Below are 26,805 nucleotides of genomic sequence, written 5' to 3' on the forward strand. Positions count from 1 at the left end.
CCTAAAACTTAAAGCTTAACCCGCTATACAATCCCAAATAGTAAGGCCTAAAACTTACCGATGAATCACTGTACGGATTAAGTTGATACTTAAACATAGGCTCAATATTAAACTTTAATCTTTTACTAATTTTGTAATCAAACCCTACCCCAACATTTGTGGTAAAGCTTAAAGAATTTAGGTTGTTTGCCTCTCCCAACACACTTCTAAAATCACCATCCTCAACCGAAACTTCATTATTGCCTAAAAAGAGTGTACTCAACCCTCCTATCATGTTAATTCCTATTCGTTTGTTGAGTAATGCATATTTAACCTCTAGTGGCACTTCATAATAGCTGATGTCTTGAATAATTCGTGCATTGCCACCAGTAGATTTTGGCGTGATAGCACCAAAACCATCACCAGAATTATTCATTTGCAAACCTCCAGGATCTGCAGCGATAATTACGTTTTCATTACCGTTATAATTAATAGTTCTAAGCCCTAAAGCAACCGGTCCTGTACCTATATCAATACCTTTTGTTGCATAACCAAGATTTACATTGTTTATTCCAGATCGAATACTTAATCTATCGGTAATATTATATGCAACTTGCACCCCATAACTTATGTTTACGTCGCCACTTTGAGAATTATCAGAAAACATAGGGTCTATAGATGATCCACCATCTAGCGAACTATAATACACTGGTGCAACATTGGGTGAAACATCCCAACGATTGTCAGGTTTGTTTGTTTTGGCAACTGCATCTTTAGGTGAATTATTTTCTTCAATAGCTTCAAAAATAGATTGTTTCTTAGCAATATTGCTTTCTTCCGTTTTTGCAGTAGCTGTTTCGGTAGTATTTTGTTCTGAAATAATTTTACCTGTTGTGTTCTCAGGAGTTATTTTTAGGGTTTCGAGCGTATTTTCCTCTCGTGTGTTTTTTGATTTTGTTTCCTCTTTATTTGAAGCTGTAGCAACCACATTTTTTTCTGTAATAGTTTTTAGCTTTTCATCAATTTCTGAAGCTTTGTCAGGTGAAATAGTAGATGATTTCTTGTTTGATGTTTTTTCTTCGGCTACAGCAGAAGTATGTTTAGTTTCAGATTGAAGTAGGTTCTCTTTTTTCTGAGAGTTTGGTGCTACTTTTTTATCTGAAGTTGTTTTATCTTCTATTTCAAAATACTCTTCTTTAGTTTCTGAAGCAACTTGTGTATCACCAATCACAGCTTTGTTGGTGTCTATCTTTGGTTGAGATTGTTCTGGATGAGTTACATCTTCGGTAACAATGTCATTATTTTGATTTTCAGAATTAAATACTGAATTACCTATGGTAAACAGTAGTGCCAATAAAGCAGCAACTCCGCCTACTTTCCACCATAACGGGATTACTTTTCGATCTTTTTTCTTCTTTTGCAATTCGGCATGAATAGAATCCCAAACGTGTGGAGGAGGAGTCGTTTCAACATTGTTAAAACGCTCTTTAAAAAGCTCGTCTATGTGCTTTTTGTTTTTCATAGAGGGGGAGGTTCTACTTTATTTACGTTGTTTTATGGGTTATAGTTGTCTATTTTGTTTTTTAAAATAGCTCGTGCTCTTGCTAGATTAGATTTAGACGTTCCATCACTGATTCCTAACAAATCGGCAATTTCTTTATGTGAATAATCATCCATCACATACATTGTAAATACCAACCGATACCTGTCTGGTAGTTCTTGAATAATTTTTAATAAATAATCCAGCGGAACTGTTTCAGTATCTACACTAACGTCATCTTCCTGCTCAATTTGTGCTTCATCTTCAATATTGTAAACACGTTGTTTACGATATTTTTGAAGCACGGTGTTGACAGTTACTCGTTTAATCCAACCTTCAAAAGAACCTTTGCCTTTATATTGCTCAATTTTTTTAAAAATAGTAAGAAACGCATCTTGCAAATTGTCTTCGGCTTCGGTTTTATTGGGTGAATACCGTAAACAAATGGAAAATAAGATACCGGAATATCGTTTGTACAATGCTCCTTGTGCCTTAATATCCTGCTTCTTACATTTTAGTATGAGCTCGTCTAAAGTCAAATTGCGGTACCGTGGTTATTGATGGTTAATACTTTCAAATTAAGCAAACGGCAGCAAATAATCAAGGTCCTACACTATGTAGATACCCTAATTTACAAAAGGTTGCGTGCAGATTGTACCTTTTTTATTCTTTTAAGGTATTTATAGCGTCTTTAATTTTAACTTCCAGTTCTTCCATAAGTTCTGGATTGTCTAGTAGTAATGTTTTAACAGCGTCACGTCCTTGACCTAGCTTGGTATCATCATAACTGTACCAAGAACCGCTTTTTTTGATAATTTCAAAATCTACTCCTAAATCTATAACCTCTCCTACTTTTGAAATTCCTTTACCGTACATAATGTCAAACTCGGCTGTTTTAAAAGGTGGTGCTACTTTGTTTTTCACCACTTTAACACGGGTTTTATTCCCTTGTACATCACTGTTTGAATCTTTTATTTGTGTAGAACGGCGAATGTCTAACCTTACAGAACAGTAGAACTTTAAGGCATTACCACCTGTTGTCGTTTCGGGATTACCAAACATCACACCTATTTTCTCACGCAATTGATTAATGAAAATAACTGTACACTGTGTTTTGCTTATAGATCCTGTTAATTTACGCAAGGCTTGTGACATTAACCGGGCGTGGAGTCCCATTTTGCTGTCTCCCATTTCGCCTTCAATCTCACTTTTCGGTGTTAATGCTGCTACAGAATCAACCACAATAATATCGATAGCGCCACTTCTAATTAGGTTATCGGTAACTTCCAAAGCTTGCTCTCCATTATCTGGTTGTGAAATAATTAAATTTTCAATATCTACACCTAATTTTTCAGCATAATAGCGATCAAAAGCGTGCTCTGCATCAATAAAGGCTGCGATACCTCCTTTTTTTTGTGCTTCGGCAATAGCGTGCAAAGTTAAAGTGGTTTTACCCGAAGATTCCGGCCCATATATTTCAATAACTCTTCCACGAGGATAGCCTCCTACACCCAAAGCTACATCAAGCCCTAGCGAACCTGTTGGTATTACATCTACTTCTTGTACGGCAGCATCGCCCATTTTCATAACCGTACCTTTTCCGTAGGTTTTATCCATTTTATCAAGTGTAAGCTTTAACGCTTTTAATTTTGCTTCTTTTTCTTTGCTCATAGTGTGAATTTTAGCTGTAAATAAGTCAGTAGGCTAAGGTACTATTTCTTTGCTTTTACCGCAAAAGGAAAATCCCTGAAAACAGTTTTTTTGTTAACAGAACGCATTGATTCAGTTTCTATACTCGGTTCTAATATTATGTGCCGCTTAACTTATTTTGCCCAAAACAAAGGGTTTATGTATTTTTGCAGCTCAATTTTTTAATACAATCTTTTCACTAAAAAAGTATAGCATGCAACTGTACAACAAACTAAGTGCAAAAGAGCGGGCCGATTTATTGGAACAAGCTGGTGAAGACCGCTTGACCCTCTCTTTTTATCAATATGCCAAAATTGGCAATCCAGAACTTTTCAGAAATCATTTATACGTAGCTTGGGAAGAGCTAGATGTTCTAGGCCGTATTTATGTGGCTCACGAAGGGATTAACGCCCAACTTTCTGTTCCAGCAAAAAAATTTAATGCTTTCAAAGAGTTTATCGACGGTATCTATTTTTTAAATGGTGTTCGATTGAATATTGCTATTGAACACGATTTAAAATCATTTTTAAAACTGAAAGTAAAAGTACGACCTAAAATTGTTGCCGATGGCTTAAATGACGAAACTTTTGATGTCACTAACAAAGGTATTCATGTTGATGCAGAAAATTTCAACAAACTTATCGATGACCCCAACACGGTTTTGGTCGATATGCGAAACCACTACGAAAGTGAAATTGGTCATTTTCAAGGAGCCGTAACACCCGATGTGGATACCTTTCGGGATTCACTAGATATTATTGAAGAAGATTTAAAAGACCACAAGGAAGATAAAAACCTTGTGATGTACTGCACCGGTGGGATTCGCTGTGAAAAAGCCAGTGCTTATTACAAACATAAAGGCTTTAAAAATGTGTTTCAGCTTGAAGGTGGAATTATAGAATACGCACGCCAAGTAGAAAACAAAGGACTAGAAAATAAATTTATAGGTAAAAACTTTGTGTTTGATCATCGTCGTGGTGAGCGAATCACTGAAGATGTAATCGCCAATTGTCACCAATGTGGAAAACCGTGCGATACGCATGTAAACTGTGCCAACGAAGCGTGTCACTTGCTTTTTATTCAATGTGAAGACTGTGCCAAAGCCATGCAAAATTGCTGCAGCGATGAATGTAAAGAAATCATTCAACTTCCTTATGAGGAACAAAAAAGACTTCGAAAAGGCATCCCTAACAGTAATAAAATCTTTAAAAAAGGTAGGTCTGAAAAGTTGAAATTTAAGAAGTAGTCTTTAACCTTTTTACGCAATCCTTAATTATTTAGAATAAAAACTCATCAAAATCAATTTTAAGAAATCCTATTTTATAATCTATTAATCGTAATTAATTATTGGTATCTTTACTTCTTAAGAGAATGTTTAATCTTCGTCTCGTTTTCTTTTGAAAATGAGCTATATATATAGAATATGGGCTGTACAAGCTGTGCCACTGGCGCCAACGGACAGCCAAAGGGATGCAAAAACAACGGAACTTGCGGTACCGATGGCTGTAATAAATTAACGGTGTTTGACTGGCTTTCCAATATGTCACTTCCTGCCAATATGGAACCTTTCAAAGGTGTGGAAGTACGTTTTAAAAATGGTCGCAAGCACTTTTACCACAACAATGAAAACCTGTCATTAAGCATGGGTGATGTGGTTGCTACCGAGGCTGCACCCGGTCACGATGTGGGTGTGGTTACCTTAACCGGAGAACTGGTACGCGTTCAAATGAAAAAGAAAAATGAGCGTACAAATCTTGATGCGCTTCCAAAAATATACCGTAAAGCGTCTCAAAAAGATATTGATAAATGGAAAAGTTGCCGTGATAAAGAACCTAGCGTTCAAAAACAATCCCGTGAAATAGCAATACGATTAGGTCTAAAAATGAAAATTAGCGATGTTGAATACCAAGGAGACGGTTCAAAAGCTATTTTTTATTACACTGCTGAAGAGCGTGTAGATTTTAGACAATTAATTAAAGAATTTGCTCGCACCTTCAATATTCGTATTGAAATGAAACAAGTAGGGTTTCGGCAAGAAGCAGCTCGCTTGGGCGGAATAGGCTCTTGCGGTCGCGAATTATGCTGCTCTACATGGTTAACAGATTTTAGATCGGTCACCACATCAGCGGCACGCTACCAACAATTGTCACTTAACCCATTAAAACTAGCCGGACAATGTGGCAAGTTAAAATGTTGCCTTAATTATGAGCTTGACACCTATCTTGAAGCTTTAAAAGAATTTCCGAAAACAGATGTAAAGCTACAAACCGAGAAAGGACCTGCTATTTGTCAAAAAATAGACATTTTTAAAGGCTTAATGTGGTTCTCATATGTGAAAGAAGGAATGAACTGGCTAGAACTTTCTGTAGAAAATGTAAATAAAATAATTGCACTTAATAAAAAAGGCACTAAAGTTGCAAGCCTTGAAGAGTATGTTGTTGAAGTTCAAAAATCAAAAAAAGAACTTTTCAGCAATGTGGTTGGGCAAGATAGTTTAACTCGTTTTGACAAACCAAAACCAAAAAAACGTAAAAAACGCCGAAACAACCGTAATAAAAACAGAAAACGAAACAAACAAAGAAACCAAAAAAAGAATGCGTAGTCTTTTTTTTATTGCCATCTCAGGAATTTTGTTCTCTTGTAACACAGACGCTGTAATGAGTGACACACAGTCGCTACCTAACTATTGGAATAAAGACGATATTATTGAATTTACTATTCCGCAATTAGATTCAGTTAAAAACTACAATGTCTTTTTACACCTTCGGAATACAAACGATTATCGTTTTAATAATTTGTTTTTAATAGTTTCTATGGAATTTCCGCACGGTAAAACCATTCAAGATACGCTCGAGTACCGAATGGCAAAACCAAACGGTGAATGGTTAGGCGAAGGTATAGGCAACTTGAAAGAAAGCAAACTATGGTTTAAAGAAAAGGTTACTTTTCCTGAAGAAGGAATGTACAAACTCCGCATTATGCAAGCCGTGCGCAATAACGGCGATGTAGATGGCGTTACAAAACTAGAAGGTATCACAGATGTAGGTTTCAGTGTAGAAGAAGCTTCTCAAGAATAAAAAAATGGCAAAAAAACAAGCTACAAAATCAACAGGCAAAAAAAAGTCAAAAAAACAAAAAGACGATGTAAGCCGGCACATTAAGACCTTTTGGAAGCTTTTTGGTGCATTTGTATTATTAATAATATTGGTATTTTTATTTGCTTCATGGGGGCTTTTTGGAAGTTTACCAGATGAAACAAGCCTAGAAAATCCTGAAAAAAACTTAGCAACCGAAATTATTTCAACAGATGGTACTACGCTAGGTAAATTTTATAAAGAAAACCGTACTCCGGTAAAATATGAAGAGCTTCCAGATCACTTGATTAATGCGCTTATTGCTACAGAAGACGCTCGGTATTACAACCATTCTGGTATTGATGCAAAAGGAACTGTGAGAGCCGCTGTTTTTTTAGGATCTAGAGGTGGTGCCAGTACCATTTCACAACAACTTTCAAAATTGTTTTTTACTGAGCAAGTTTCAGATAATAAACTAGAGCGAGGTATTCAAAAAATTAAAGAATGGATTATTGCAACGCGCCTAGAACGTAGGTATACCAAAGAAGAAATACTTACCATGTATTTTAATGAATATGATTTTTTAAATCAAGCAGTTGGTATTGAATCTGCAGCAAGTATTTATTTTAACAAAAACCCTTCAGAATTAACAACCGTAGAATCTGCTATGCTAGTAGGTATGTTTAAAAATTCATCGCTTTACAATCCGCTTCGTAATCCTGAAGGAGTAAAAAACCGCAGAAACGTTGTGCTTTCTCAAATGGAAAAGTATGATTATATCACCGAAAGCGTAAAAGATTCACTACAAGCCTTACCTCTTAATATTAAATACACACCTCAAGGCCACGATGAAGGTATTGCAACATATTTTAGAGAATATGTAAGAGCTTTTATGGCAGATTGGATTAAAGAAAACCCAAAAACCGATGGGTCTAGTTATAATATTTACAGTGACGGCTTAAAAGTCTATACAACAATAGATTCAAAAATGCAGGAATATGCAGAACAAGCAGTTGATATGCATATGAAAAACCTTCAAAATGAATTTGACAGACAAAATAAAAACAATAAAACCGCTCCATTTAGAGACATAAATAAAGAAGAAACCGAACAAATTATGAAATCTGCCATGCGAAGAAGCGATCGCTGGCGAGATATGAAACGCCAAGGTAAAGACGAAAAAGAAATCATTGCCAGTTTCAAAAAGAAAACACCAATGCGCGTTTTTTCTTGGACTGCAAAAAACAACTCCATAGATACCACTATGACCCCTATGGACTCCATAAGATATTATAAAAAGTTTTTACGGTCTTCTTTAATGTCTATGACACCTCAAACCGGTGAAGTAAAAGCGTGGGTAGGTGGTATAAATTATAAAAACTTCAAGTATGATATGGTAAAAACAGGGCAACGCCAAATAGGTTCTACCTTCAAGCCATTTGTATATGCTACTGCTATAGACCAAATGCATATGTCACCTTGTGATACTTTACCAAATACACAGTACACTATTGAAGCAGGTAAATACGGATTATTAAAACCTTGGACACCTAGAAATTCTGGCGGTGATTATGGAGGTATGGTTTCTCTCAAAGAAGCTTTGGCAAAATCTATCAATACCGTTACAGCTAGATTAATTGACCGTGTAGGACCAAGACCTGTAATTGAATTAATTTCAAAAATGGGAGTTGATACAGAAAATATGCCGGCCGCTCCTTCTATTGCTTTGGGTACACCAGATGTTTCACTATATGAGATGGTAGGCGCGTACAGTGTGTTTGCCAATGAAGGTGTATATGTAAAACCAACACTTATTCAACGTATTGAAGATAAAAACGGAACGGTCTTATATCAAAACGTTCCTGAAACCAAAGACGTTATAAGTGATGAGACAGCCTATGTAACCGTTAGTCTCATGCAAGGAGTAGTTCAATCTGGTTCAGGTAGTAGATTGCGCGGAACGTGGCGTGGAGGTAGACTTTATGAAGAAATAATAACAGGTTACCCATACGATTTTAAAAATCCTATTGCCGGAAAAACCGGTACTACACAAAATAACAGTGACGGTTGGTTTATGGGCATGGTACCCAATCTTGTAACCGGCGTCTGGGTAGGAGGTGAAGATCGAGCAACTCACTTTGGCAGTATTACTTATGGCCAAGGAGCAACTATGGCACTCCCTATCTGGGCAATATATATGAAAAAATGCTTAGCTGATGAAGAGTTAAACGTTTCTGATGAAGATTTTAAACGCCCCTCAAAGCTTTCCATTGAAACAAATTGTTCAAAATGGAAAGAAAACACAGAAGATACTGAAGAAGTCCCTGACGAATTTGACTTTTAAAGAAAGATCTATACACCTAAAAAGCCGTTTCAATTCTTGGAACGGCTTTTTCATTTACTAAATAAAATTGATCCTCACTTCCGAAGCATTTTTGAAGCAAATTTTGTAATTTTCTGAAAAATATGAATAATGATTAATAAAACGGTTTCAAACGTTCAAGAGGCTTGTGAAGGCATTAAAGATGATATGACCTTAATGCTTGGAGGTTTTGGTTTAAGCGGTATTCCCGAAAACGCCATAAACGAATTAGTAAGAAGAAATGTTCAAAATGTAACCTGTATTTCAAACAATGCGGGAGTAGATGATTTTGGTCTAGGCTTACTGCTTAAAAAACATCAAATAAAAAAGATGATTTCATCATATGTAGGTGAAAACAAAGAGTTTGAACGCCAAATGCTAAGTGGTGAAATGGAAGTAGAGCTTATTCCGCAAGGTACACTAGCCCAACGATGCCAAGCTGCTCAAAGTGGTATTCCGGCATTTTTTACTCCTGCAGGTTATGGAACCGAAGTGGCTGAAGGAAAAGAAACACGTGAGTTTGACGGTAAAATGTATGTGATGGAACGCGCTTTTAAAGCAGATTTTGCCTTTATAAAAGCTTGGAAAGGTGATGAAGCCGGAAATTTAATTTTTAAAGGAACGGCCAGAAACTTTAACCCAAATATGTGTGGCGCAGCAACTATAACTGTAGCAGAAGTTGAAGAACTACTGCCCGCAGGATCTCTAGACCCAAATGAAATTCACATCCCGGGTATATTTGTACAGCGCATTTTCCAAGGTAAAGATTATGAAAAACGAATTGAACAACGAACCGTAAGACCTAATAAATAATGTCATTAAGTAAAGAACAAATCGCACAACGCATCGCAAAAGAAGTAAAAGACGGGTATTACGTTAATCTTGGTATTGGTATTCCTACCTTAGTTGCCAATTTTGTAAGAGACGATATTCAAGTAGAATTTCAAAGTGAAAATGGAATATTAGGCATGGGACCTTTTCCTATTGAAGGTAAAGAAGACCCAGATTTAATTAACGCAGGTAAACAAACTATCACAGCATTACCCGGCGCATCATTTTTTGATTCTGCAATGAGTTTTTCAATGATACGAGGGCAACACGTAGACTTAACAATATTAGGCTCTATGGAAGTCGCTCAAAACGGAAACATAGCCAACTGGAAAATACCGAGTAAAATGGTAAAAGGAATGGGGGGCGCAATGGATTTGGTTGCTTCAGCAGAAAATATTATTGTTGCAATGATGCATACCAACCGAGCCGGAAATTCAAAATTACTAAAAGAATGTACCCTTCCGTTAACGGGAGTTGCTTGTGTAAAAAAAATAGTTACAAACCTTGCCGTACTAGAAGTAAAAGATAATGCCTTTCATTTGCTAGAACGAGCTCCAGGCGTAAGTATAGAAGAAATTCAAGAAGCTACAGAAGGTACTCTGGTTGTAGAAGGAGATATTCCGGAAATGCAATTATAAGAATACAAAGCTCAAAACTTTAAGCCGATGTAAATACATTGGCTTTTTTTATTTCAAAAAATAAGATATTTCTTACGTATAAGGCTAAAATGTTAAAATTTTAAGTATTTAATCGAATTAATATGTTTTTTATCGACTTATTATAGATTTCTTTTTCATATTAGCAATCCCAAATTTGATGAACTAACTAAAAACTTACTTATGAAAAACATAATTAACTCCCTAAAGAATACAGTGCTTTTAATAAAGAATGTATTCTATGTTGCAAAAAAAGTGTTTTTGCTCATGTAACTACTTAACGTAGGCTATTTTAGGCTTATTTAATTATGCCCCGAATCTGCAACGATTCATATAATAAACCCGTTCTTTGTGAGGTTAGAACGGGTTCTTTTTATATCCCCTTTGGGATAGCGTCAATAAGTTTTTTGGTATAGTCTTTTGAAGGATTTTCATAAATCTCATCTGCATCTCCTATTTCTTCTATTTTACCCTCATTCATCACTAAAAGTTGATCTGCCATATATTTTACAACTGCCAGATCGTGAGAGATGAAAAGGTACGTAAACCCGAAATCATCCTTAAGTTCATTTAATAAGTTTAATACTTGAGCTTGCACAGATATATCTAATGCTGAAACAGACTCATCACAAATCACAAGTTTTGGCTCTAGGGCAATTGTTCTGGCAATACCCACGCGTTGACGTTGCCCACCGGATAATTCGTGTGGATAGCGATAAAAAAAGGTATCGTTTAAGCCTACTCTGTTTAAAAGAACCATAGCTTTCTCCTTACGTTCGGTTTTTGAATATCCTATGCCGTGCACTTTCATAGGCTCAACAATAGATTCGCCAATAAGCAAACGTGGATTTAAAGAAGAATAAGGGTCTTGAAAAACAAGCTGAATTTCTTTTCTAAGCTTTCGTATTTCAAGGCTATTGAGTTTTGTTAAATCTTTTCCTCTGTAAAGAATTTTTCCTTTTGTAGCTTTTTCCAGCTGTAAAATTGTTTTACCCAAAGTAGATTTTCCGCAGCCAGATTCACCTACCAAGCCCATAGTTTCTCCTTCAAAGAGTGCAAAACTTACATCATTTACCGCCTTAACGGTTTTTTTAGGTTTTAAAAAGCCAACATTGCTGTAATACTCTTTTTCTAGATTTTTTACCTCTAGTAAAGGTGGTTGGGTATATATTTTTTTATGTTGCTTTGCTCGTTCTTGACGGGTTTCAATTTCCGAAATAAAACTTTTATCTGCAATTGATGCAATTGTAGGTAGTTTTTTTAGTCGTTTTTCAAGTGTTGGTCTTGACGCCAATAGCGCTTTGGTATATTCAGCTTTGGGGTTTTTAAAAAGGTCTTTTACGGTTCCGGTTTCAACAATATTCCCTTGATACATTACTATTACTCGGTCGGCAATTTCTGAAACCAGTGCCAAATCATGAGAAATAAAAATTAAACTCATACCGGTTTCATTTTGTAACTCTTTTAAAAGTTGTAAAATTTCTTTTTGAACCGTTACATCTAGCGCGGTTGTGGGTTCATCTGCTATTAATAATTTTGGTTTGCAAGCAATTGCCATAGCAATCATAACTCGTTGCATTTGCCCTCCGCTTATTTGGTGTGGGTAGCTTGAATATAACTCATTGGGTCTTGGCAGTTTTACTTTTTCAAACAGAGATAAGGTTTCTTTTTTTGCTTTAGCAGCAGAATAATTTAAATGATGCCTAAGTATTTCTGAGACTTGAAATCCGCAAGTAAGGGATGGGTTTAATGCACTCATCGGTTCTTGAAAAATCATTGCAATTTCATTCCCCCGAAATTTTTGCAGCTGTTTGGAAGTGAATGATACTAAGTTTTGATCTTTAAATGTAATACTCCCTTTGATGTTAGTAATTTTTTCAGGTAGTAAGCCCATGATTGACATAGCCGTTACAGACTTACCCGAACCTGATTCTCCAACCACCCCAACTATTTCATTTTCGGAAACATTGAATGATATTTCGTGAATAACTTCTGTACATTTTTTTTTTGTTCCGAAGGAAATAGAAAGGTTTGAAACTGAAAGAAGCGGTTTGTTTTGCATAAAATCAAAAATAAGAATTTTAACGCTATTTCTATTTTATTCTTTATCCTACGTATTTACTAGAGTTTAGCGTTTTTTCTTACAAATTTTAACAACTAATTGTCAGTAGTTTATCGATTATTTTTGGTTTTTATTAATATTTTAGCTTAATTCGTAACAGTTTTTTAACAATTGGACCGTTTTATTGCTGTTTATGACGAAAAGATATCTTTTTTATGAATTTACTAATCTCTTTAATTCTTTTAAAGATGTTACGCGAAATGTAAAGCAACCACCGCGTCTATTTTTTAATTTTCTGTTAGAACCATCAAACCATCTTTACTTTCTCTTGTATCCCCTTCACTTATCTAAAGTATCCCAAATAGAATTATCTCTCAAACAGTTATTTTACCAATCCTTTTGGTCAAAAACTAAGACCGTATACGATTAAATTAAAGTGAGTGTATTGCCCCACAATACACTATCCCCACAAATAATTATAACAATCAAACCTAAGTATTAACCCAAATATTCACTAATTATGAGAAACAAGTATAAAGACCTTGCTGGCGCATTGTCACTAACAATAGCTTCAAGTATTGGTTTTTCGCAAGAAAGTCTAAAAATTCCTCTTTATAGACTGGGCATATATTCTCAAAACAATTCATTTTTTTATAACCCTTTAACAACCCTATCTTTATGAAATTTCAGTACCTCTTAAATAAGGGCGCATTTACTATTGCGTTGCTTTTAACCGCAGGAATGGCTTTTTCACAAACTAAAGGCCAATTAAAACAAATTACAAGTCGGTATGACTTAAACAACTTATCTCAACTAGAAAAAAGACTAGACAACGAGAATAAACAGCAGAAACAAGAAGTTTTAGCATTAGCTCAACAAAGAAATATTCAAACTAAAATTTCTTTACCAGATGGAGGATTTGCCGAGCTTCAATATTTTGCAGATGATGGAAGCCCTATCTATTACAGAACATTTAATGCAAATGCCGCTGTATCAACACGAACCAACTTTCTTAATTCTGGAGGTAATCTAGGGTTAAATCTAGATGGACAAAACATGATAGCTTATGTTTGGGATGGAGGTCACGCTAGAGTGACTCATCAAGAATACGATGGCCCAGGCGGCTCTAATCGCGTAAGTGTTGAAGATGCTGCTTCTGAAGGTGGTACACAGCTTAACTTTCACGCTGCTCACGTTACAGGAACAATAACTGCTTCTGGTGTACAGGCCAGTGCCAAAGGTATGTCTCCGCAATCTAGAGTAAGAGGCTATATGTGGAATAATGATGTAGCCGAAGCAACAGCTGCCGCATCAAACGGAATGCTTCTATCAAACCATAGCTACGGGTATCGCTCAGATTTGGTTCCAGATTATTATTTTGGTGCTTACATCACAGAATCACGTAATTGGGATGAGGTAATGCACAATGCTCCATATTATTTGATGGTTGTAGCTGCCGGAAATGACGGAAATACAAATTATAACGGCTCTCCATTAAATGGAAATTCTGCATATGATAAATTAACTGGTCATTCTACTTCAAAAAACAACTTGGTAGTAGCAAACGCTCAAGATGCCAATATTGATTCAAACGGTAATTTAATAAGCGTTACCATAAATAGCTCAAGTAGTGAAGGGCCTACAGATGATTTAAGAATTAAACCAGATATTACCGGAAATGGTACTTCGGTGTATTCTACCTATGAAAACAGTGATACTGCGTATGCAAGTATTACCGGAACCTCTATGGCTTCACCAAATGTTACAGGTACATTATTGCTTTTACAACAACATCACAATGACTTAAACGGAAACTTTATGCGTGCTGCAACATTAAAAGGCTTGGCTATGCACACAGCAGATGATGCAGGTCCTTCTGGGCCAGATGCTGTATATGGTTGGGGACTTTTGAATGCTAAGCGTGCCGCAGAAACCATAACCGATGAAGGAGCCAACTCTATTATTGATGAATTAACATTAAACTCTGGAGAAACTTATACTATCACAGTAAACGCAGACGGAGTAAATGATTTAATGGCTTCTATTTCTTGGACTGATGTTCCTGGAACTGCAACCACACAAACAAACTCATCAACGCCTAGATTGGTAAATGATTTGGATATACGAGTTACAAAAGGTGGTTCAACATATACACCCTACAAACTTACATCTATAACTAGTAACGGAACGGGAGATAACAATGTAGATCCCTTTGAACGTGTTGATGTTGCAAATGCATCTGGAACGTACACTATTACAGTAACAAACAAAGGAAACTTAAGCGGCGGAAGTCAAAACTTTAGTTTAATTGTTACAGGTATTACAGAAGAAAGTGTGGTTTGTGAAGCAACTACGCCAAACAATGTTACCGTTTCAGGTGTAGGATCCAATTCTGCAATTGTGACTTGGGATGCTGTATCTGGCGCTACTTATGATGTACGCTACCGTGAAAATGGCTCAAGTTCTTGGACCACTCAAGCTGCTTCGGGAGTATCTACAACTTTAAGCGGGTTAACTCCAGAAACAAGCTATGAGGTTCAAGTAAGAAGTAAATGTAACGACGGAAGTACTTCAAATTACTCTGCTTCAGAAAACTTTACAACTTCAGAAGTGCAACTTAATTATTGTGATTCGCAAGGAAATAATGTAAGTGATGAATACATTGGGCAAGTTGAAATAGGCTCAATTGACAATACTTCAGGATCTGGAAATGGGTATTCAGACTTTACAAACCTGAGTACAGACTTAGCCAAAAATAGTTCTGCAACAATTACTGTTACACCAGTTTGGACAGGAACGGTATATTCTGAAGGATATTCAGTTTGGATTGATTATAACCAAGATGGAGACTTTAACGATAGTGGTGAACAAGTGTGGTCACGGGCTGCATCTACAACTACACCTGTAAGCGGAAGTTTTACGGTGCCTTCTTCAGCACTAAGCGGAAATACTAGAATGCGTGTTTCTATGAAGTATAACGGAATTCCTACTGCTTGTGAAACTTTCACTTATGGAGAAGTAGAAGATTATACAGTAACTATTTCCGGAAGTGGAGCTGATACACAAGCACCTTCAGCACCAACAAGTTTGGCGTCTTCCAATATTACTCAAACTTCTGTTGCTCTTAGTTGGAATGCTTCAACAGATAATGTAGGTGTTACGGGGTATGAAGTGTTTCAAGGAAATACAAGTTTAGGCACTGTTACTGGTACGTCTACCAATATTACCGGACTTTCACCAGCAACTACGTATTCATTTAAAGTAAGAGCATTTGATGCTGCATCAAATAATTCATCTTACAGTAATACTGTAAATGTCACTACACAATCTAATACTGTTACCTACTGTGATACACAAGGAAACAACTCTTCATATGAGTGGATTGATTTAGTTAGATTAAACAATTTAAATAATGTGACAGGAAACGACGGCGGATATGCAGATTATACAAACTTATCTGCCAACCTTCCTTATGGATCAAATACGCTTTACATAAGTGCAGGATTCTCAAGCTCTAGTTACCGCGAGTACTGGAAAATCTGGATTGATTATGATCAAGATGGAACTTTTGAAAACAATGAAGTACTTGCCAGCGGCTCTTCTACAAGTAGCGGAACGCTAAGTGCAACATTCTCAGTTCCAACGACAGCTTTACCAGGACCTACTCGTATGCGTGTTTCTATGAAATACAATAGCGCTCAAACTGCCTGTGAGACCTTCTCATATGGTGAGGTTGAAGATTATACTGTAAATATAGGACAAGCAGCAAATACAACGAATGCTGAAGAGCAAAACTATGGTTCATTAGGTATATCTGAAGCAGCTTTTGGCATTAATATGTATCCAAACCCTGCTGAAAACATTTTAAATATTGAATTACTTGATAATCGCGAGGCAACATATTCAATTTATAATGTTTTAGGTCAACAAGTATTGAACGGTTCATTAAACAGAACTGCAACCATCAATGTAAGTACTCTTTCTGATGGGCTTTATATCGTTAAAATTAACGATGGCCAAAAAGAACTGGTAGAACGGTTTATTAAAGAGTAATTGTTAAATTAGTTTTAGTTAATTCTGATTGTGTCAGAATGAGTAACCCTTCGCTATAAAAAGTGAGGGGTTTACTTTTTTTGAAAAACTTAAACACTCAACACTTCGTCTTCATCTAATAATGGTTCATTACGTAGCTTTAAGAATATTTGTGCAACAGTAATAGTGTCTTTTTCACAGTACAAAATTATGCGGTCAATATCTTTTTCTTCATAATATACGTTGCGCACATCACTACCATCAATATCATCTTTTGGAGAAGGAATTCCTAAGACGTATGCCATTAATTTTAAAGAAGTAAATGTTTTATAATCACCAAATTTCCATAGCTCTAAGGTGTCCAAATGTGGTACTTCCCAAGGCTTTTTTCCGAATAAGTTGAGCTTAAAAGGAAGCATTATCCCGTGAATAATCATTCGACGGGCGATGTAGGGAAAATCAAATTCTTTTCCATTGTGTGCACACAGTAAATGCTGCGGTTTATTAAAGTGTGTTTGAAGCAGCGTTTTAAATTCTTTTAAAATTTGAATTTCGTCCCCATGAAAACTCGTTACGCGAAAGCTACGCACATCTCCTTTTAGTTTAAAATACCCTACTGAAATGCAAACAATTTTTCCAAATTCTGCCCAAATACCAGCCCGCTCATAAAACTCTGAGGGCGAATATTCATCTTTACGCTGGTATTGAGTTTTTTGTTCCCAAAGTTGTTTTGTAGTATCATCTAGGTGACTGTAATCACTATGTTGAGGTACGGTTTCAATATCCAAAAACAATACATGTTCCAGATTAATTCTAGTAAGCATACGGTTGAAATTTATAATCGGGGAGAATTTAAAGCTACAAAAAAATTATGAACCGTTTTTAAGCATGTTGTAGGTTTCTTCAATATAAATATAAAAGTCACTACTGAAAGGGTCATCTTCTTTAGCACCTCTTTTATGACCTAATCTAGTTATAATCAAATTATCTTCAGGAACAACTATTACATATTGACCCAAAATACCTCGCATAGCAAACACCTTTTTACCGTTAACTTCATTAAGCCAAAAGCCATAACCATACTCTGGGCTATCTTTAAATCGAGGTTGAATTGATTTAGCAACAAAGGTTGAATCTAGTAGTTGTTTGCCGTTCCATTTTCCAAAATCTTTATAAAGCTTTCCAAAACGTGAAAAATCACGAGCATTACTTCCTATGCAACAATATGCTTTTACTAAGCGGTTTTTTTCATCATCAACCTGCCATAATGCAGGGTTTTCTGCACCCATAGGTTGCCAAAATTTATCTTGTAAATAAGCAGATAAGTCTAAGCTTGTTGGCTCAATAGCTTTTTGAATTACCATTGCTAGCAATTGGGTGTTACCACTTAAGTATTTATATTTTTCTCCTGGCGTTTCTACTACTTTAAGGTTAAGAATGGTTTCAGCTAAGTTATCATCATAATAAGCTCTAGCAGTGATTCCGAAGGGATTTTTGTAAGACTCATCCCAGTTTAACCCAGAGGCCATAGATGATAAATCACCTACTGTTAATCCTGTGTTTTTAAATTCAGAAAAAAAATCACCTACCGGTTGATTTAAACTTTCTATATACCCGTCAGAAATAGCCTTTCCTAATAAAGCTGAAACAACGCTTTTTGCCATGGAGAAGGAATTGGTTTGTGATGCCTCATAGTAGTCTTCTGCATACGTTTCATGCCAGATACTATCGTTTTTAATGATTAAAAAAGCTATTGTTTCTAGCTCTTTATGGATTTCGGAAAGTTTTTGAGTAGGTACAACCGTGTTATAATCTTTGCTTTTTGGCCAAGGTTGCGAATTATTACTTGCGGAAATGGTTTCGGTTTCAAAATATTTAAAGTCGTCTATAAAAGCCGTTGTATGGCCCGTTAAATAAACAACGCGTATACCTTTTAATATGTAGTTATAATCGGTTATATAAAGAAGCGCAACACCAACAATTATAATAGTGACAAGGCCTTTAATTAGTTTTTTCATATCTTTTGAATACAACTAAAATACATTTTAAAATAATTCTCCTTGCTTAACAGGGCTTTCATGCTGTAGCAACCATTTTTTTCGATGCAATCCGCCGGCGTATCCTGTTAAAGAGCCGTCACTACCTATCACACGATGACATGGAATAACAATAGAAATCGGGTTTTTACCGTTTGCTGAAGCTGCTGCACGAATCACTTTTGGGTCACCCAAAGTATTTGCCATATATTGGTAAGTGGTTGTTTTACCAAAGGGTATCGTTTGCAATTGTTCCCAAACTTTTTTCTGAAAAGTGGTTCCTTGTGGATTAAGCGGCAGATCAAACGTTTTTCGTGAACCGTTAAAATATTCGCTTAGTTGTAGTCGTGCGTTTTGAAGTGATTGCGGCAAAGATTCAACTATATCAATTCTAGAAGGAATTTTTTCATCTGTAAAAAGTACCGATGTTACTCCGTTTTCATTTCCTTTTATTTCAATCGTTCCTATTGGGCTATTTAGGTATGTTACTTTCACGAGTTTTGTTGTTCTTCTCCGCGGTCAATATCGCCTTTCTTAGGAATATCACTCAGCTCTATCCCCATACGTTTGGCACGGCGCTCCCAGTTTTTTCTAGCCTGCATTTGCATATCTTCAATGGCGTCACTTTCATCCATAATTTCGAGACCTAACAAGGTTTCAATAATATCTTCCATAGTAACTACACCAATGGTGTTACCAAACTCATCAACAACCGATGCTATATGAACGCGCTGTTTGATAAAGGTTTCAAATAGATCTGGTATGGGCTTATCTGAATCTACTACAAAAATATCTCGTTTTAAATCCATAAGCTGCATATCTCCATGCTCTTCAACTATTTGCTCCAATATATCATCTCTAAGAACAAACCCCGTAATATTATGTGTCTTTTCTCTATACACAGGAATACGTGAAAAACGCAGGTTTTTATGCTGCATATGAAAATCTTTTAATGATAAATTTTCATTCTCCAATGTAACCACCGGAAAAGGTGTCATTACATCTTTGGCTTTTACAGACTTAAATACCAATAAGTTTTTGATAACAGTAGTTTCATTCTCCTCAAAAACACCTTCTTCTTCGGCAGCATCGGTAATAGCAATAAACTCTTCTCTACTCATAGTGCTTACGTGAGCAGATTTACCAATAAGTCTTGTAGTAAGCATCAATAACCATAACAATCCGGTGTACTTCAACGGAAATATAACTGCTTTCAGAAATTTTGCCGTAAAATTCCCTAATGACTTCCAGTAGGTTGCACCAATTGTTTTCGGAACAATTTCAGAAACCAATAAAATTAATAGGGTCATTATTGCAGAAACCAATCCTACAAAATTGATCCCTAGTATAGAAATATCCCATCCGCCTTCAATAGCGATTTTTCCGGCTTGATTTCCTACCAATATAGCACCAACTGTGTGTGCTACTGTGTTTAAAGTAAGAATAGCAATAAGTGGTTTGTCAATATCTTTTTTAAAATTGGCTAAAGTTAACGCGTAACTTTTCCCTTCATTCTTTTTCATTTTAATGTAGGTAGGCGTAAAGCTAAGCAACGCCGCTTCAAGGATGGAGCATAAAAACGAAAAGAAAATAGAAACAAAAGCGTAAAGAAGTAGTAATGCCATTCTTCCAAAAATAAATTTTGACTAAAATAAAAATTTAATAGCTGATTTATGACAATGTAATGTTAATTACTAAAAAAAGGGGCACTTTAACCCCTTTTTTATTTAAAACACTACTTTCTTAACTGTCTGTTTATCGTTTTTTCCCAATAATTTGCTCTGTTTAAACATACAGCAACATCTGTTGCAGGGTTTGATTCATCATCCTCTTCATAAAAAATAATTTCATGCGAGTCTCTTGAATTTATTAATTCTATCGCTACACGAGTTATCGGTTTTTTAGACTCTTTGAATGTAGTAACCTTGCATTCTTTTACAGTATTTAAATCTACTGTTTTAAACGCATCTGTTAATCTATTGGTATTTGAAAACACAAGTTTATGAATACTCTCATCTAGACCAATAATGGTATTTCCTATGATTTCAGAAGTATGTATTGAAACATCATTCTTTGAAGAGAGCGTTTGTAAATTCTTTTTTAAGCGTTTTTCTGTTGAACTGCTTTTTATAACAATTAATATAATAGGCCCCATAAAAATTAATACTATGGCAAGACCTATAAGGGTGGAACTTGTTTCCATTTTTTTTAAGTTTTAAATTTTATAATAAAATGTAATGTGTAGATACACGTGAAAGCCCGACTAGGTTTCACCTAATCCGGTACAAATTTTCTATAAAAGAAAAAGGGCTCACCAAAAAAAATGGAACGGAAAAATATATTGATCCAATTGCTTTTTTACATCTCGTTTGGGTAAAAAAGTATGGGAAAGTAAAGGAGTATGTTTATAAAACATATATGTATCAACACCAGTAAAAAACAGTAGAAAAGGATGTGCAAATTCTTCTGCGTGTTGAAAAGGGATTTCTACTACTGAAACTTCTTCAAAAAAGTGTTTATCACTTGTTTTTTGAATAATATTTGATTCCTTTTTTGAAAGAGGTTCTTTTTCAGAAACTGCAAAAGCATTTCCTGAGACCAAAAAAAGGCTTACCAGTAGTAAAAGATAGCTAATATGTGATGCGTAGCGTTTCACACCGCAAATGTATGGAGAATTTAAAATGTGCTCGCCAATATTTTATTAAAGTTTATATGTATTAGGATAATAATTTAACCACATCTTTAGCGAAATAACTAGCAATAATTTGTGCTCCGGCTCTTTTGATTGCTGTTACTTGCTCAAGCATAACTGAATCGTGGTCTAACCATCCTTTTTCTGCTGCAGCTTTTAACATAGCATATTCACCGCTTACTTGATACACCGCAACCGGAACCTCAACAGCATTCCTAATATCTCTAACAATATCTAGATAACACAAACCGGGTTTTACCATAACAATATCGGCTCCTTCCTGAATATCCATCAAAGTTTCTTTAATAGCTTCTTCACGGTTGGCAGGGTCCATCTGGTAGCTATTTTTATTCTTTGGAATGTCTTTTTTATCAACTGGAGCTGAATCTAAAGCATCTCTAAACGGTCCATAAAACGCCGAAGCATATTTAGCACTGTAACTCATAATTCCGGTGTCGTGAAAACCTTCGTCTTCAAGTAAGGTGCGCATTTCAAAAATACGGCCATCCATCATATCACTAGGAGCTACAAAATCGGCTCCTGCTTTTGCGTGTGACAATGCCATTTCAGCAAGGACAGCTGTAGTATCATCGTTTAAAATTTTTCCTTCTGAAACTATTCCGTCGTGACCAAAAATAGAATACGGATCTAAGGCAACATCGGTCATTACAAGCATTTCGGGTACTGAATCTTTAACCGTTTTTATAGCGCGTTGCATTAAACCGTCAGCATTTAAAGCTTCTGTACCGCTATTATCCTTTAAGCTTTCAGGAACTTTCACAAAAAGTAAAACTGAGTGTAAGCCCATACTCCATAATTCTTTCACTTCTTTTGATAATAAATCTAAGCTGTATCTGTAATAATTAGGCATAGAAGCAATTTCTTCTTTAACACCTTTTCCTTCTACCACAAATAGCGGAACTAGAAAATCATTAGGTGAAAGAGTAGTCTCTCGTACTAAGTTTCTTATAGCTTCGGTAGATCGTAATCGTCTGTTTCTTCTAAGTGGATACATTTTTTTTGAATTTTGAATTCAGATTTCAGTTATTAAGCTTTCAGAATGCGTTTAATTTCTTTCTTTTCTGAAAAGAAAACTAGCAGCAAAAATACCAATAATAACGCAGTCCCTATTGCTAAATTACCATCAAAAACATAAAAGGAAACAGCTGAAAATCCTGTAGCAAGAAGTATGTATGCGCCTATTCGTTTTACATCGTAAGGAACGGCATAATTGCGCTGCCCAAAATAATAAGAAAGCAGCATCATGCTTCCATAAGCAGCTAAGGTAGCAATTGCACTGCCTTGGTAACTTATTAAAGGGATTAATAAAAAATTGAGAACAAGGGTTATAAAAGCTCCAACTATCGAAATATAGGCGCCAATTTTGGTTTTATCGGTCACTTTGTACCAAACTGAAAGATTATGATAAATCCCCAAACATAAATTGGCTAGCAAAATAAGTGGCACAACAGAAAGTGCTTCCCAATATTCTTCCTTTGGGATTAAGATACGTTTAAAAATATCTATGTAAACAATTACAATTAATAGAATAATGCTCCCAAAAATGGAAAAGTATTTTGTTATGGTTGCATAAGTTTGCTTTGCATTTTTACTTTGTGCGTGATTGAAAAAAAAGGGTTCAATCCCTAAACGAAATGCCGTAGCAAAAAGCGTCATAAAAACACCTAGTTTATAACACGCTGCATAAACACCTACTTCGGCTTCGGCAATATTTTTTGGCAGTAAGTATTTCAGTAAAATTTTATCAAACGCTTCATTTATAGAAAAAGCAATACCAGCTATTAATACCGGGAAGGCATATTTTATCATTCCTTTCCAGATATCTTTACTGAAACCAAACCCTATTTTTATATATAGTGGAAGCAACACTAAAAATGTAATTGCGCTGGCAATTAAATTGGCTATAAAAACATAGGCTACTTTATTTTCTTCAAAATATATTGCTTTCCAGAAAGAATCTTCAACACCTTTTGCCCAATGCGGAAGCACTAAAAAGAAAAATAAGTTGAATCCTAAGTTTACACAGACATTGAAAATCTTGATTGCTGCATATTTCATAGGTTTTTCATTAGCCCTATACCAAACAAAAGGTAAAACCGCTAGAGCATCAAGAGCCAGAATAAGCAACCCGTATGTAATATATTCAGGTTTAAATTCTAAAAATGATGCAATACTATCATTTATAACCAAGGTTATTGTTAAAAATAGTATCGTGGAAACAGTAAGCGATGTTAATGCAGTAGATTGAACCTGATTTTTTAAAGGTGAATGTTTATTAATAAACCTAAAAAAAGCAGTTTCCATCCCATAAGAGAGCACCACATTACCAAGGATTAAAAACGCCATTAGAGAAGCGTAAACACCATATTGGTTGGTCCCGAGAACTGACACATATAATGGCACCAAAACAATTGCTAAGGCCCTAGGAAGTACCGTAGCGAGCCCATATATAAAAGTTTGCTTAAATAGTTTTTTAAAGACGCTCAATGAAGTTGATTTTGTAGCGTAAAAGTATTGAATTTATTATCGCTTGCAGCGCATGGTTTTATATTTTAATTTTCAGCAGAAGGTTTACTTTGTGGATATGCAAGCATCTCTTTTTCTCGAAGGTTGCTAACTTTATAATACTGCGTTATTCCATTTATTGAATAGCTTATCACCGCAGCATTATCTTCCAGTTGAAAAGGTGTTTTATAAGGCGGAGTGTTTTTTGCTTCTTTCTTAGCATCAATATCCATTATAACTTCGCGATTTAAGTTTGTTTTAAAGTTACCAATATACTTTATAGGGTCTTGAGAAACTTGTCTTGCCTGTGCAATTTTATTTCTGAAATAAACACTATTTATGGTTACACCTTCATCCAGATTAATAAAAGTGAGGTGTACGTCAATACCCGAACCACCACCTTGTACCCCGGCAACCCATTTTTGATAAAAACTGTCTTCAATAGAAAAAGGTGGATTTTTGGTTAAAGAATAATCACCCGTTTTACCGCTTCCACAATTTGAAAAACTTAAAAGTAGTAAAGAAACAATACTTAATGTGAATACGTTTTTAAAAGGCTTCATCGCTATATTTTAATGTGAAGATAGGAAAAACTATTATTTTTTAAACTTCCTATAATAAAAAAACCTTCCAAAAGAAACGGAAGGCTTTTTTGCACTAAGTAGGTATCATATTTTTTACAAGCTATTACTTCGCTTTAAAATGATTTGCCTTACGGCCAATCTTATCCGGCGCTTCGCTTTAAAATGATTTGCCTTACGGCCAATCTTATCCGGCAAGCGCTTCTGCACCACCTACGATTTCTAAAATTTCGTTGGTGATTGAAGCTTGTCTAGCTTTGTTGTATTGTAATTTAAGATCGTCTCTTAATTCTTTTGCGTTATCGGTGGCTTTGTGCATTGCGGTCATACGGGCACCATGCTCACTAGCAACACTATCACGAATAGCTTTAAACAACTGTGTTTTTAAGCTCTTCGGAATTAATTCTGAAACAATATCTTCTTTATTTGGTTCAAAAATATAATTTGGCGTCGCTTTTTCTGCTTCAGCTTCATCAACTTTTGGTGGAAGAATTGGCAAAAATTGTTCGTTCATAACAATTTGCGTTGCTGCATTTTTAAACTTGTTGTAGATCAATACAATTTTATCGTATTCACCATCTTCAAATTTTTGCATTAAAAGTTCAGCAACTTCAGAAACAGCATCAAAAGTAAGATCATCAAATATTTGATTGTTATTTAAAATAACTGTTTGGTTCTTTTTTAAGATGTCATTTGCTTTTTTACCAATGGTAAGATAATCTACTTGTTTATCGGCAAATGATGAGGCAGCCGTGCGTTTTGCTTCTTTAACAATATTACTGTTAAAAGCACCTGCCAAACCACGATTTGAAGTAATAGCAACTATCAAAACTTTGTTTACTTGGCGTTGTTCTGAAAACTTACTTCCGCTATCAGCATCTAAGGTTGCACTTAAATTTTGAAGCAACTCGGTCAATTTATCTGCATAAGGACGCATTGCTGTAATAGCGTCTTGTGCTTTTTTCAACTTTGCAGCAGACACCATTTTCATGGCACTTGTGATCTGCATGGTTGACCCAACAGAGTTGATTCTACTTCGTATTTCTTTAAGATTTGCCATTCTTCTATAGAATTGAATATAGAGCATTGTGTAGTGAGAAATTAACTCACTACACAATGCTTAAATCTAATTACTTTTTATATTTAGCTGAAAGGTCTTTTGCTACAGCCGTTAAGGTATCAGTAGCTTCATCTGTTAATTTTCCAGATTTCAGCGTGTCTAATGTATCTCTATGTTTTGCGTTAAGCAATTCTAGATAATCTCTTTCAAATTCTTTTACTTTTTCAACAGGAACATCACGTAATAAGTTTTTTGACCCTGCATAAATAATTGCAATTTGATCTTCTACAGTAAACGGATCGTTTTGAGCTTGTTTTAAGATCTCTACGTTACGCTTACCTTTTTCAATTACGTTCATTGTTACAGCATCAAGATCTGAACCGAACTTAGCAAATGCTTCCAATTCACGGAATTGTGCTTGGTCAAGCTTTAATGTACCAGATACTTTCTTCATAGACTTAATCTGTGCGTTACCTCCTACACGAGATACCGAAATACCTACGTCAATTGCAGGACGAACACCTGAGTTGAATAAATCACCATCTAGGAAAATTTGACCATCTGTAATCGAGATTACGTTAGTTGGGATATATGCAGAAACGTCACCCGCTTGTGTTTCAATAATTGGTAAAGCTGTTAATGATCCTCCTCCTTTTACAATAGGCTTTAGAGTTTCAGGAAGGTCGTTCATTTCACTAGCAATTTTATCATCATTGATAACTTTTGCTGAACGTTCTAATAATCTTGAGTGTAAGAAGAATACATCACCAGGGTATGCTTCACGTCCTGGTGGACGACGAAGAAGTAATGACACCTCACGGTAAGCAACTGCTTGTTTTGATAAATCATCATAGATAATTAAAGCAGGGCGTCCAGTGTCACGGAAGTATTCTCCAATTGCTGCTCCAGCGAAAGGAGCATATACCTGCATTGGCGCAGGGTCTGATGCGTTTGCAGCAACAATAGTTGTATAAGCCAATGCTCCTGCGTCTTCTAGTACTTGTGCAATGTTTGCAACTGTAGATGCTTTTTGTCCTACAGCAACATAGATACAATATACTGGCTCACCAGCGTCATAAAATTCTTTTTGGTTTAATATGGTATCAATACAAACTGTTGATTTACCAGTTTGACGGTCACCAATAACTAATTCACGTTGTCCACGCCCTACAGGTATCATAGCGTCAATAGACTTAATACCAGTTTGTAATGGTTCAGTTACCGGCTCACGATAGATAACACCAGGTGCTTTACGCTCTAATGGCATTTCATAAGTTTCACCTTCAATAGGTCCTTTTCCATCGATAGGTTGACCTAGTGTGTTTACTACACGACCAACAATACCTTCACCTACTTTAATAGATGCGATACGTTGTGTACGTTTTACTGTAGATCCTTCACTAATTTCTTTTGAAGGTCCTAGTAATACAACACCAACATTATCTTCTTCAAGGTTCAAAACGATTCCTTCTAAACCGTCTTCAAACTCTACCAATTCACCGTACTGTGCATTTGCAAGTCCGTAAACACTTGCAATACCATCACCTACGGTTAAAACAGTTCCTACTTCGTCAAGTGAAGCTGATGCTTCAAAACCTGAAAGTTGTTCCTTTAAAATTGCTGAAACTTCAGCTGGTTTTACTTCTGCCATCTTATTTAGATTTTAGATTGAATTTTGTTTCAAT

Annotated in this window: 22 protein-coding genes; 7 read left to right on the forward strand and 15 right to left on the reverse strand. The window is 35.7% G+C overall.

Going from position 1 to position 26,805, the window contains the following annotated elements; translation table 11 throughout:
• Position 1: 1 nt before the first annotated feature.
• The 3 genes from INR76_RS03700 to recA form a co-directional block, all read right to left on the reverse strand.
• Entirely contained in the window at positions 2-1,501 is a 1,500-nt protein-coding gene (locus INR76_RS03700; protein ID WP_223109315.1) for an outer membrane beta-barrel protein, read from the reverse strand.
• Between the two features lie 32 nt (positions 1,502-1,533).
• Entirely contained in the window at positions 1,534-2,058 is a 525-nt protein-coding gene (locus INR76_RS03705; protein WP_223109316.1) for an RNA polymerase sigma factor, read from the reverse strand.
• Positions 2,059-2,182: 124 nt separating this feature from the next.
• The gene (recA, locus tag INR76_RS03710) at positions 2,183-3,190 is read right to left on the reverse strand and encodes a recombinase RecA (protein WP_223109317.1); all 1,008 of its coding nucleotides are present in this window, start codon (positions 3,188-3,190) and stop codon (positions 2,183-2,185) included.
• Between the two features lie 232 nt (positions 3,191-3,422).
• On the opposite strand from recA, the gene INR76_RS03715 reads away from it, so the two are divergent.
• The 6 genes from INR76_RS03715 (at position 3,423) to INR76_RS03740 (ending at position 10,113) form a co-directional block, all read left to right on the forward strand.
• Positions 3,423-4,454 (forward strand): rhodanese-related sulfurtransferase, encoded by a 1,032-nt coding sequence (locus tag INR76_RS03715; protein ID WP_223109318.1) that lies wholly within the window; start codon positions 3,423-3,425, stop codon positions 4,452-4,454.
• Positions 4,455-4,631: 177 nt separating this feature from the next.
• Positions 4,632-5,810, forward strand: coding sequence for a regulatory iron-sulfur-containing complex subunit RicT (locus INR76_RS03720; protein ID WP_223109319.1), 1,179 nt, complete (start codon positions 4,632-4,634; stop codon positions 5,808-5,810).
• Positions 5,803-6,285 (forward strand): gliding motility lipoprotein GldH, encoded by a 483-nt coding sequence (locus tag INR76_RS03725; RefSeq protein WP_223109320.1) that lies wholly within the window; start codon positions 5,803-5,805, stop codon positions 6,283-6,285. Before INR76_RS03720 ends, INR76_RS03725 begins: the two co-directional genes overlap by 8 nt.
• A gap of 4 nt (positions 6,286-6,289) precedes the next feature.
• Positions 6,290-8,626, forward strand: coding sequence for a penicillin-binding protein 1A (locus tag INR76_RS03730; RefSeq protein WP_223109321.1), 2,337 nt, complete (start codon positions 6,290-6,292; stop codon positions 8,624-8,626).
• A gap of 129 nt (positions 8,627-8,755) precedes the next feature.
• Positions 8,756-9,457, forward strand: a complete 702-nt coding sequence (locus INR76_RS03735; protein ID WP_223109322.1) for a CoA transferase subunit A — start codon at positions 8,756-8,758, stop codon at positions 9,455-9,457.
• Positions 9,457-10,113, forward strand: a complete 657-nt coding sequence (locus tag INR76_RS03740; protein ID WP_223109323.1) for a CoA transferase subunit B — start codon at positions 9,457-9,459, stop codon at positions 10,111-10,113. Before INR76_RS03735 ends, INR76_RS03740 begins: the two co-directional genes overlap by 1 nt.
• Positions 10,114-10,504: 391 nt before the next feature.
• On the opposite strand, the gene INR76_RS03745 is transcribed toward INR76_RS03740, so the two are convergent.
• On the reverse strand, positions 10,505-12,193 hold the full coding sequence (locus INR76_RS03745) for an ABC transporter ATP-binding protein (RefSeq protein WP_223109324.1): 1,689 nt from the start codon (positions 12,191-12,193) through the stop codon (positions 10,505-10,507).
• Positions 12,194-12,871: 678 nt separating this feature from the next.
• On the opposite strand from INR76_RS03745, the gene INR76_RS03750 reads away from it, so the two are divergent.
• Positions 12,872-16,246: a GEVED domain-containing protein gene (locus INR76_RS03750; protein ID WP_223109325.1), complete on the forward strand. Its 3,375-nt coding sequence runs from the start codon at positions 12,872-12,874 to the stop codon at positions 16,244-16,246.
• An 89-nt stretch (positions 16,247-16,335) separates the two neighbouring features.
• Here INR76_RS03750 and INR76_RS03755 read toward each other — a convergent pair whose 3' ends face one another.
• From INR76_RS03755 to atpA, 11 genes are all read right to left on the reverse strand, one after another.
• Positions 16,336-17,049, reverse strand: a complete 714-nt coding sequence (locus INR76_RS03755; protein WP_223109326.1) for a 3'-5' exonuclease — start codon at positions 17,047-17,049, stop codon at positions 16,336-16,338.
• Between the two features lie 45 nt (positions 17,050-17,094).
• The gene (locus tag INR76_RS03760; protein ID WP_223109327.1) at positions 17,095-18,243 is read right to left on the reverse strand and encodes a serine hydrolase; all 1,149 of its coding nucleotides are present in this window, start codon (positions 18,241-18,243) and stop codon (positions 17,095-17,097) included.
• A gap of 27 nt (positions 18,244-18,270) precedes the next feature.
• Positions 18,271-18,756 (reverse strand): methylated-DNA--[protein]-cysteine S-methyltransferase, encoded by a 486-nt coding sequence (locus INR76_RS03765; protein ID WP_223109328.1) that lies wholly within the window; start codon positions 18,754-18,756, stop codon positions 18,271-18,273.
• Positions 18,753-19,886, reverse strand: a complete 1,134-nt coding sequence (locus tag INR76_RS03770; RefSeq protein WP_223109329.1) for a CNNM domain-containing protein — start codon at positions 19,884-19,886, stop codon at positions 18,753-18,755. Before INR76_RS03770 ends, INR76_RS03765 begins: the two co-directional genes overlap by 4 nt.
• Before the next feature lie 110 nt (positions 19,887-19,996).
• Complete coding sequence (locus INR76_RS03775) at positions 19,997-20,464, reverse strand: hypothetical protein (RefSeq protein ID WP_223109330.1); 468 nt, start codon at positions 20,462-20,464, stop codon at positions 19,997-19,999.
• Between the two features lie 108 nt (positions 20,465-20,572).
• Positions 20,573-20,917 carry a hypothetical protein gene (locus INR76_RS03780; protein ID WP_223109331.1) on the reverse strand — a complete coding sequence of 115 codons (345 nt, stop codon included), beginning with the start codon at positions 20,915-20,917 and terminating at the stop codon, positions 20,573-20,575.
• Between the two features lie 61 nt (positions 20,918-20,978).
• Positions 20,979-21,968 (reverse strand): porphobilinogen synthase, encoded by a 990-nt coding sequence (hemB, locus tag INR76_RS03785; RefSeq protein WP_223109332.1) that lies wholly within the window; start codon positions 21,966-21,968, stop codon positions 20,979-20,981.
• 32 nt (positions 21,969-22,000) lie between these two features.
• Complete coding sequence (locus INR76_RS03790; RefSeq protein ID WP_223109333.1) at positions 22,001-23,461, reverse strand: lipopolysaccharide biosynthesis protein; 1,461 nt, start codon at positions 23,459-23,461, stop codon at positions 22,001-22,003.
• 65 nt (positions 23,462-23,526) lie between these two features.
• Positions 23,527-24,042 (reverse strand): hypothetical protein, encoded by a 516-nt coding sequence (locus INR76_RS03795; protein ID WP_223109334.1) that lies wholly within the window; start codon positions 24,040-24,042, stop codon positions 23,527-23,529.
• A gap of 205 nt (positions 24,043-24,247) precedes the next feature.
• On the reverse strand, positions 24,248-25,120 hold the full coding sequence (gene atpG / locus INR76_RS03800) for an ATP synthase F1 subunit gamma (protein ID WP_223109335.1): 873 nt from the start codon (positions 25,118-25,120) through the stop codon (positions 24,248-24,250).
• Positions 25,121-25,190: 70 nt separating this feature from the next.
• Positions 25,191-26,771: a F0F1 ATP synthase subunit alpha gene (atpA, locus tag INR76_RS03805; RefSeq protein WP_223109336.1), complete on the reverse strand. Its 1,581-nt coding sequence runs from the start codon at positions 26,769-26,771 to the stop codon at positions 25,191-25,193.
• Between the last annotated feature and the right edge of the window lie 34 nt (positions 26,772-26,805).

This window comes from Marixanthomonas sp. SCSIO 43207 (genome assembly GCF_019904255.1).
Classification (GTDB): Bacteria; Bacteroidota; Bacteroidia; order Flavobacteriales; family Flavobacteriaceae; genus Marixanthomonas.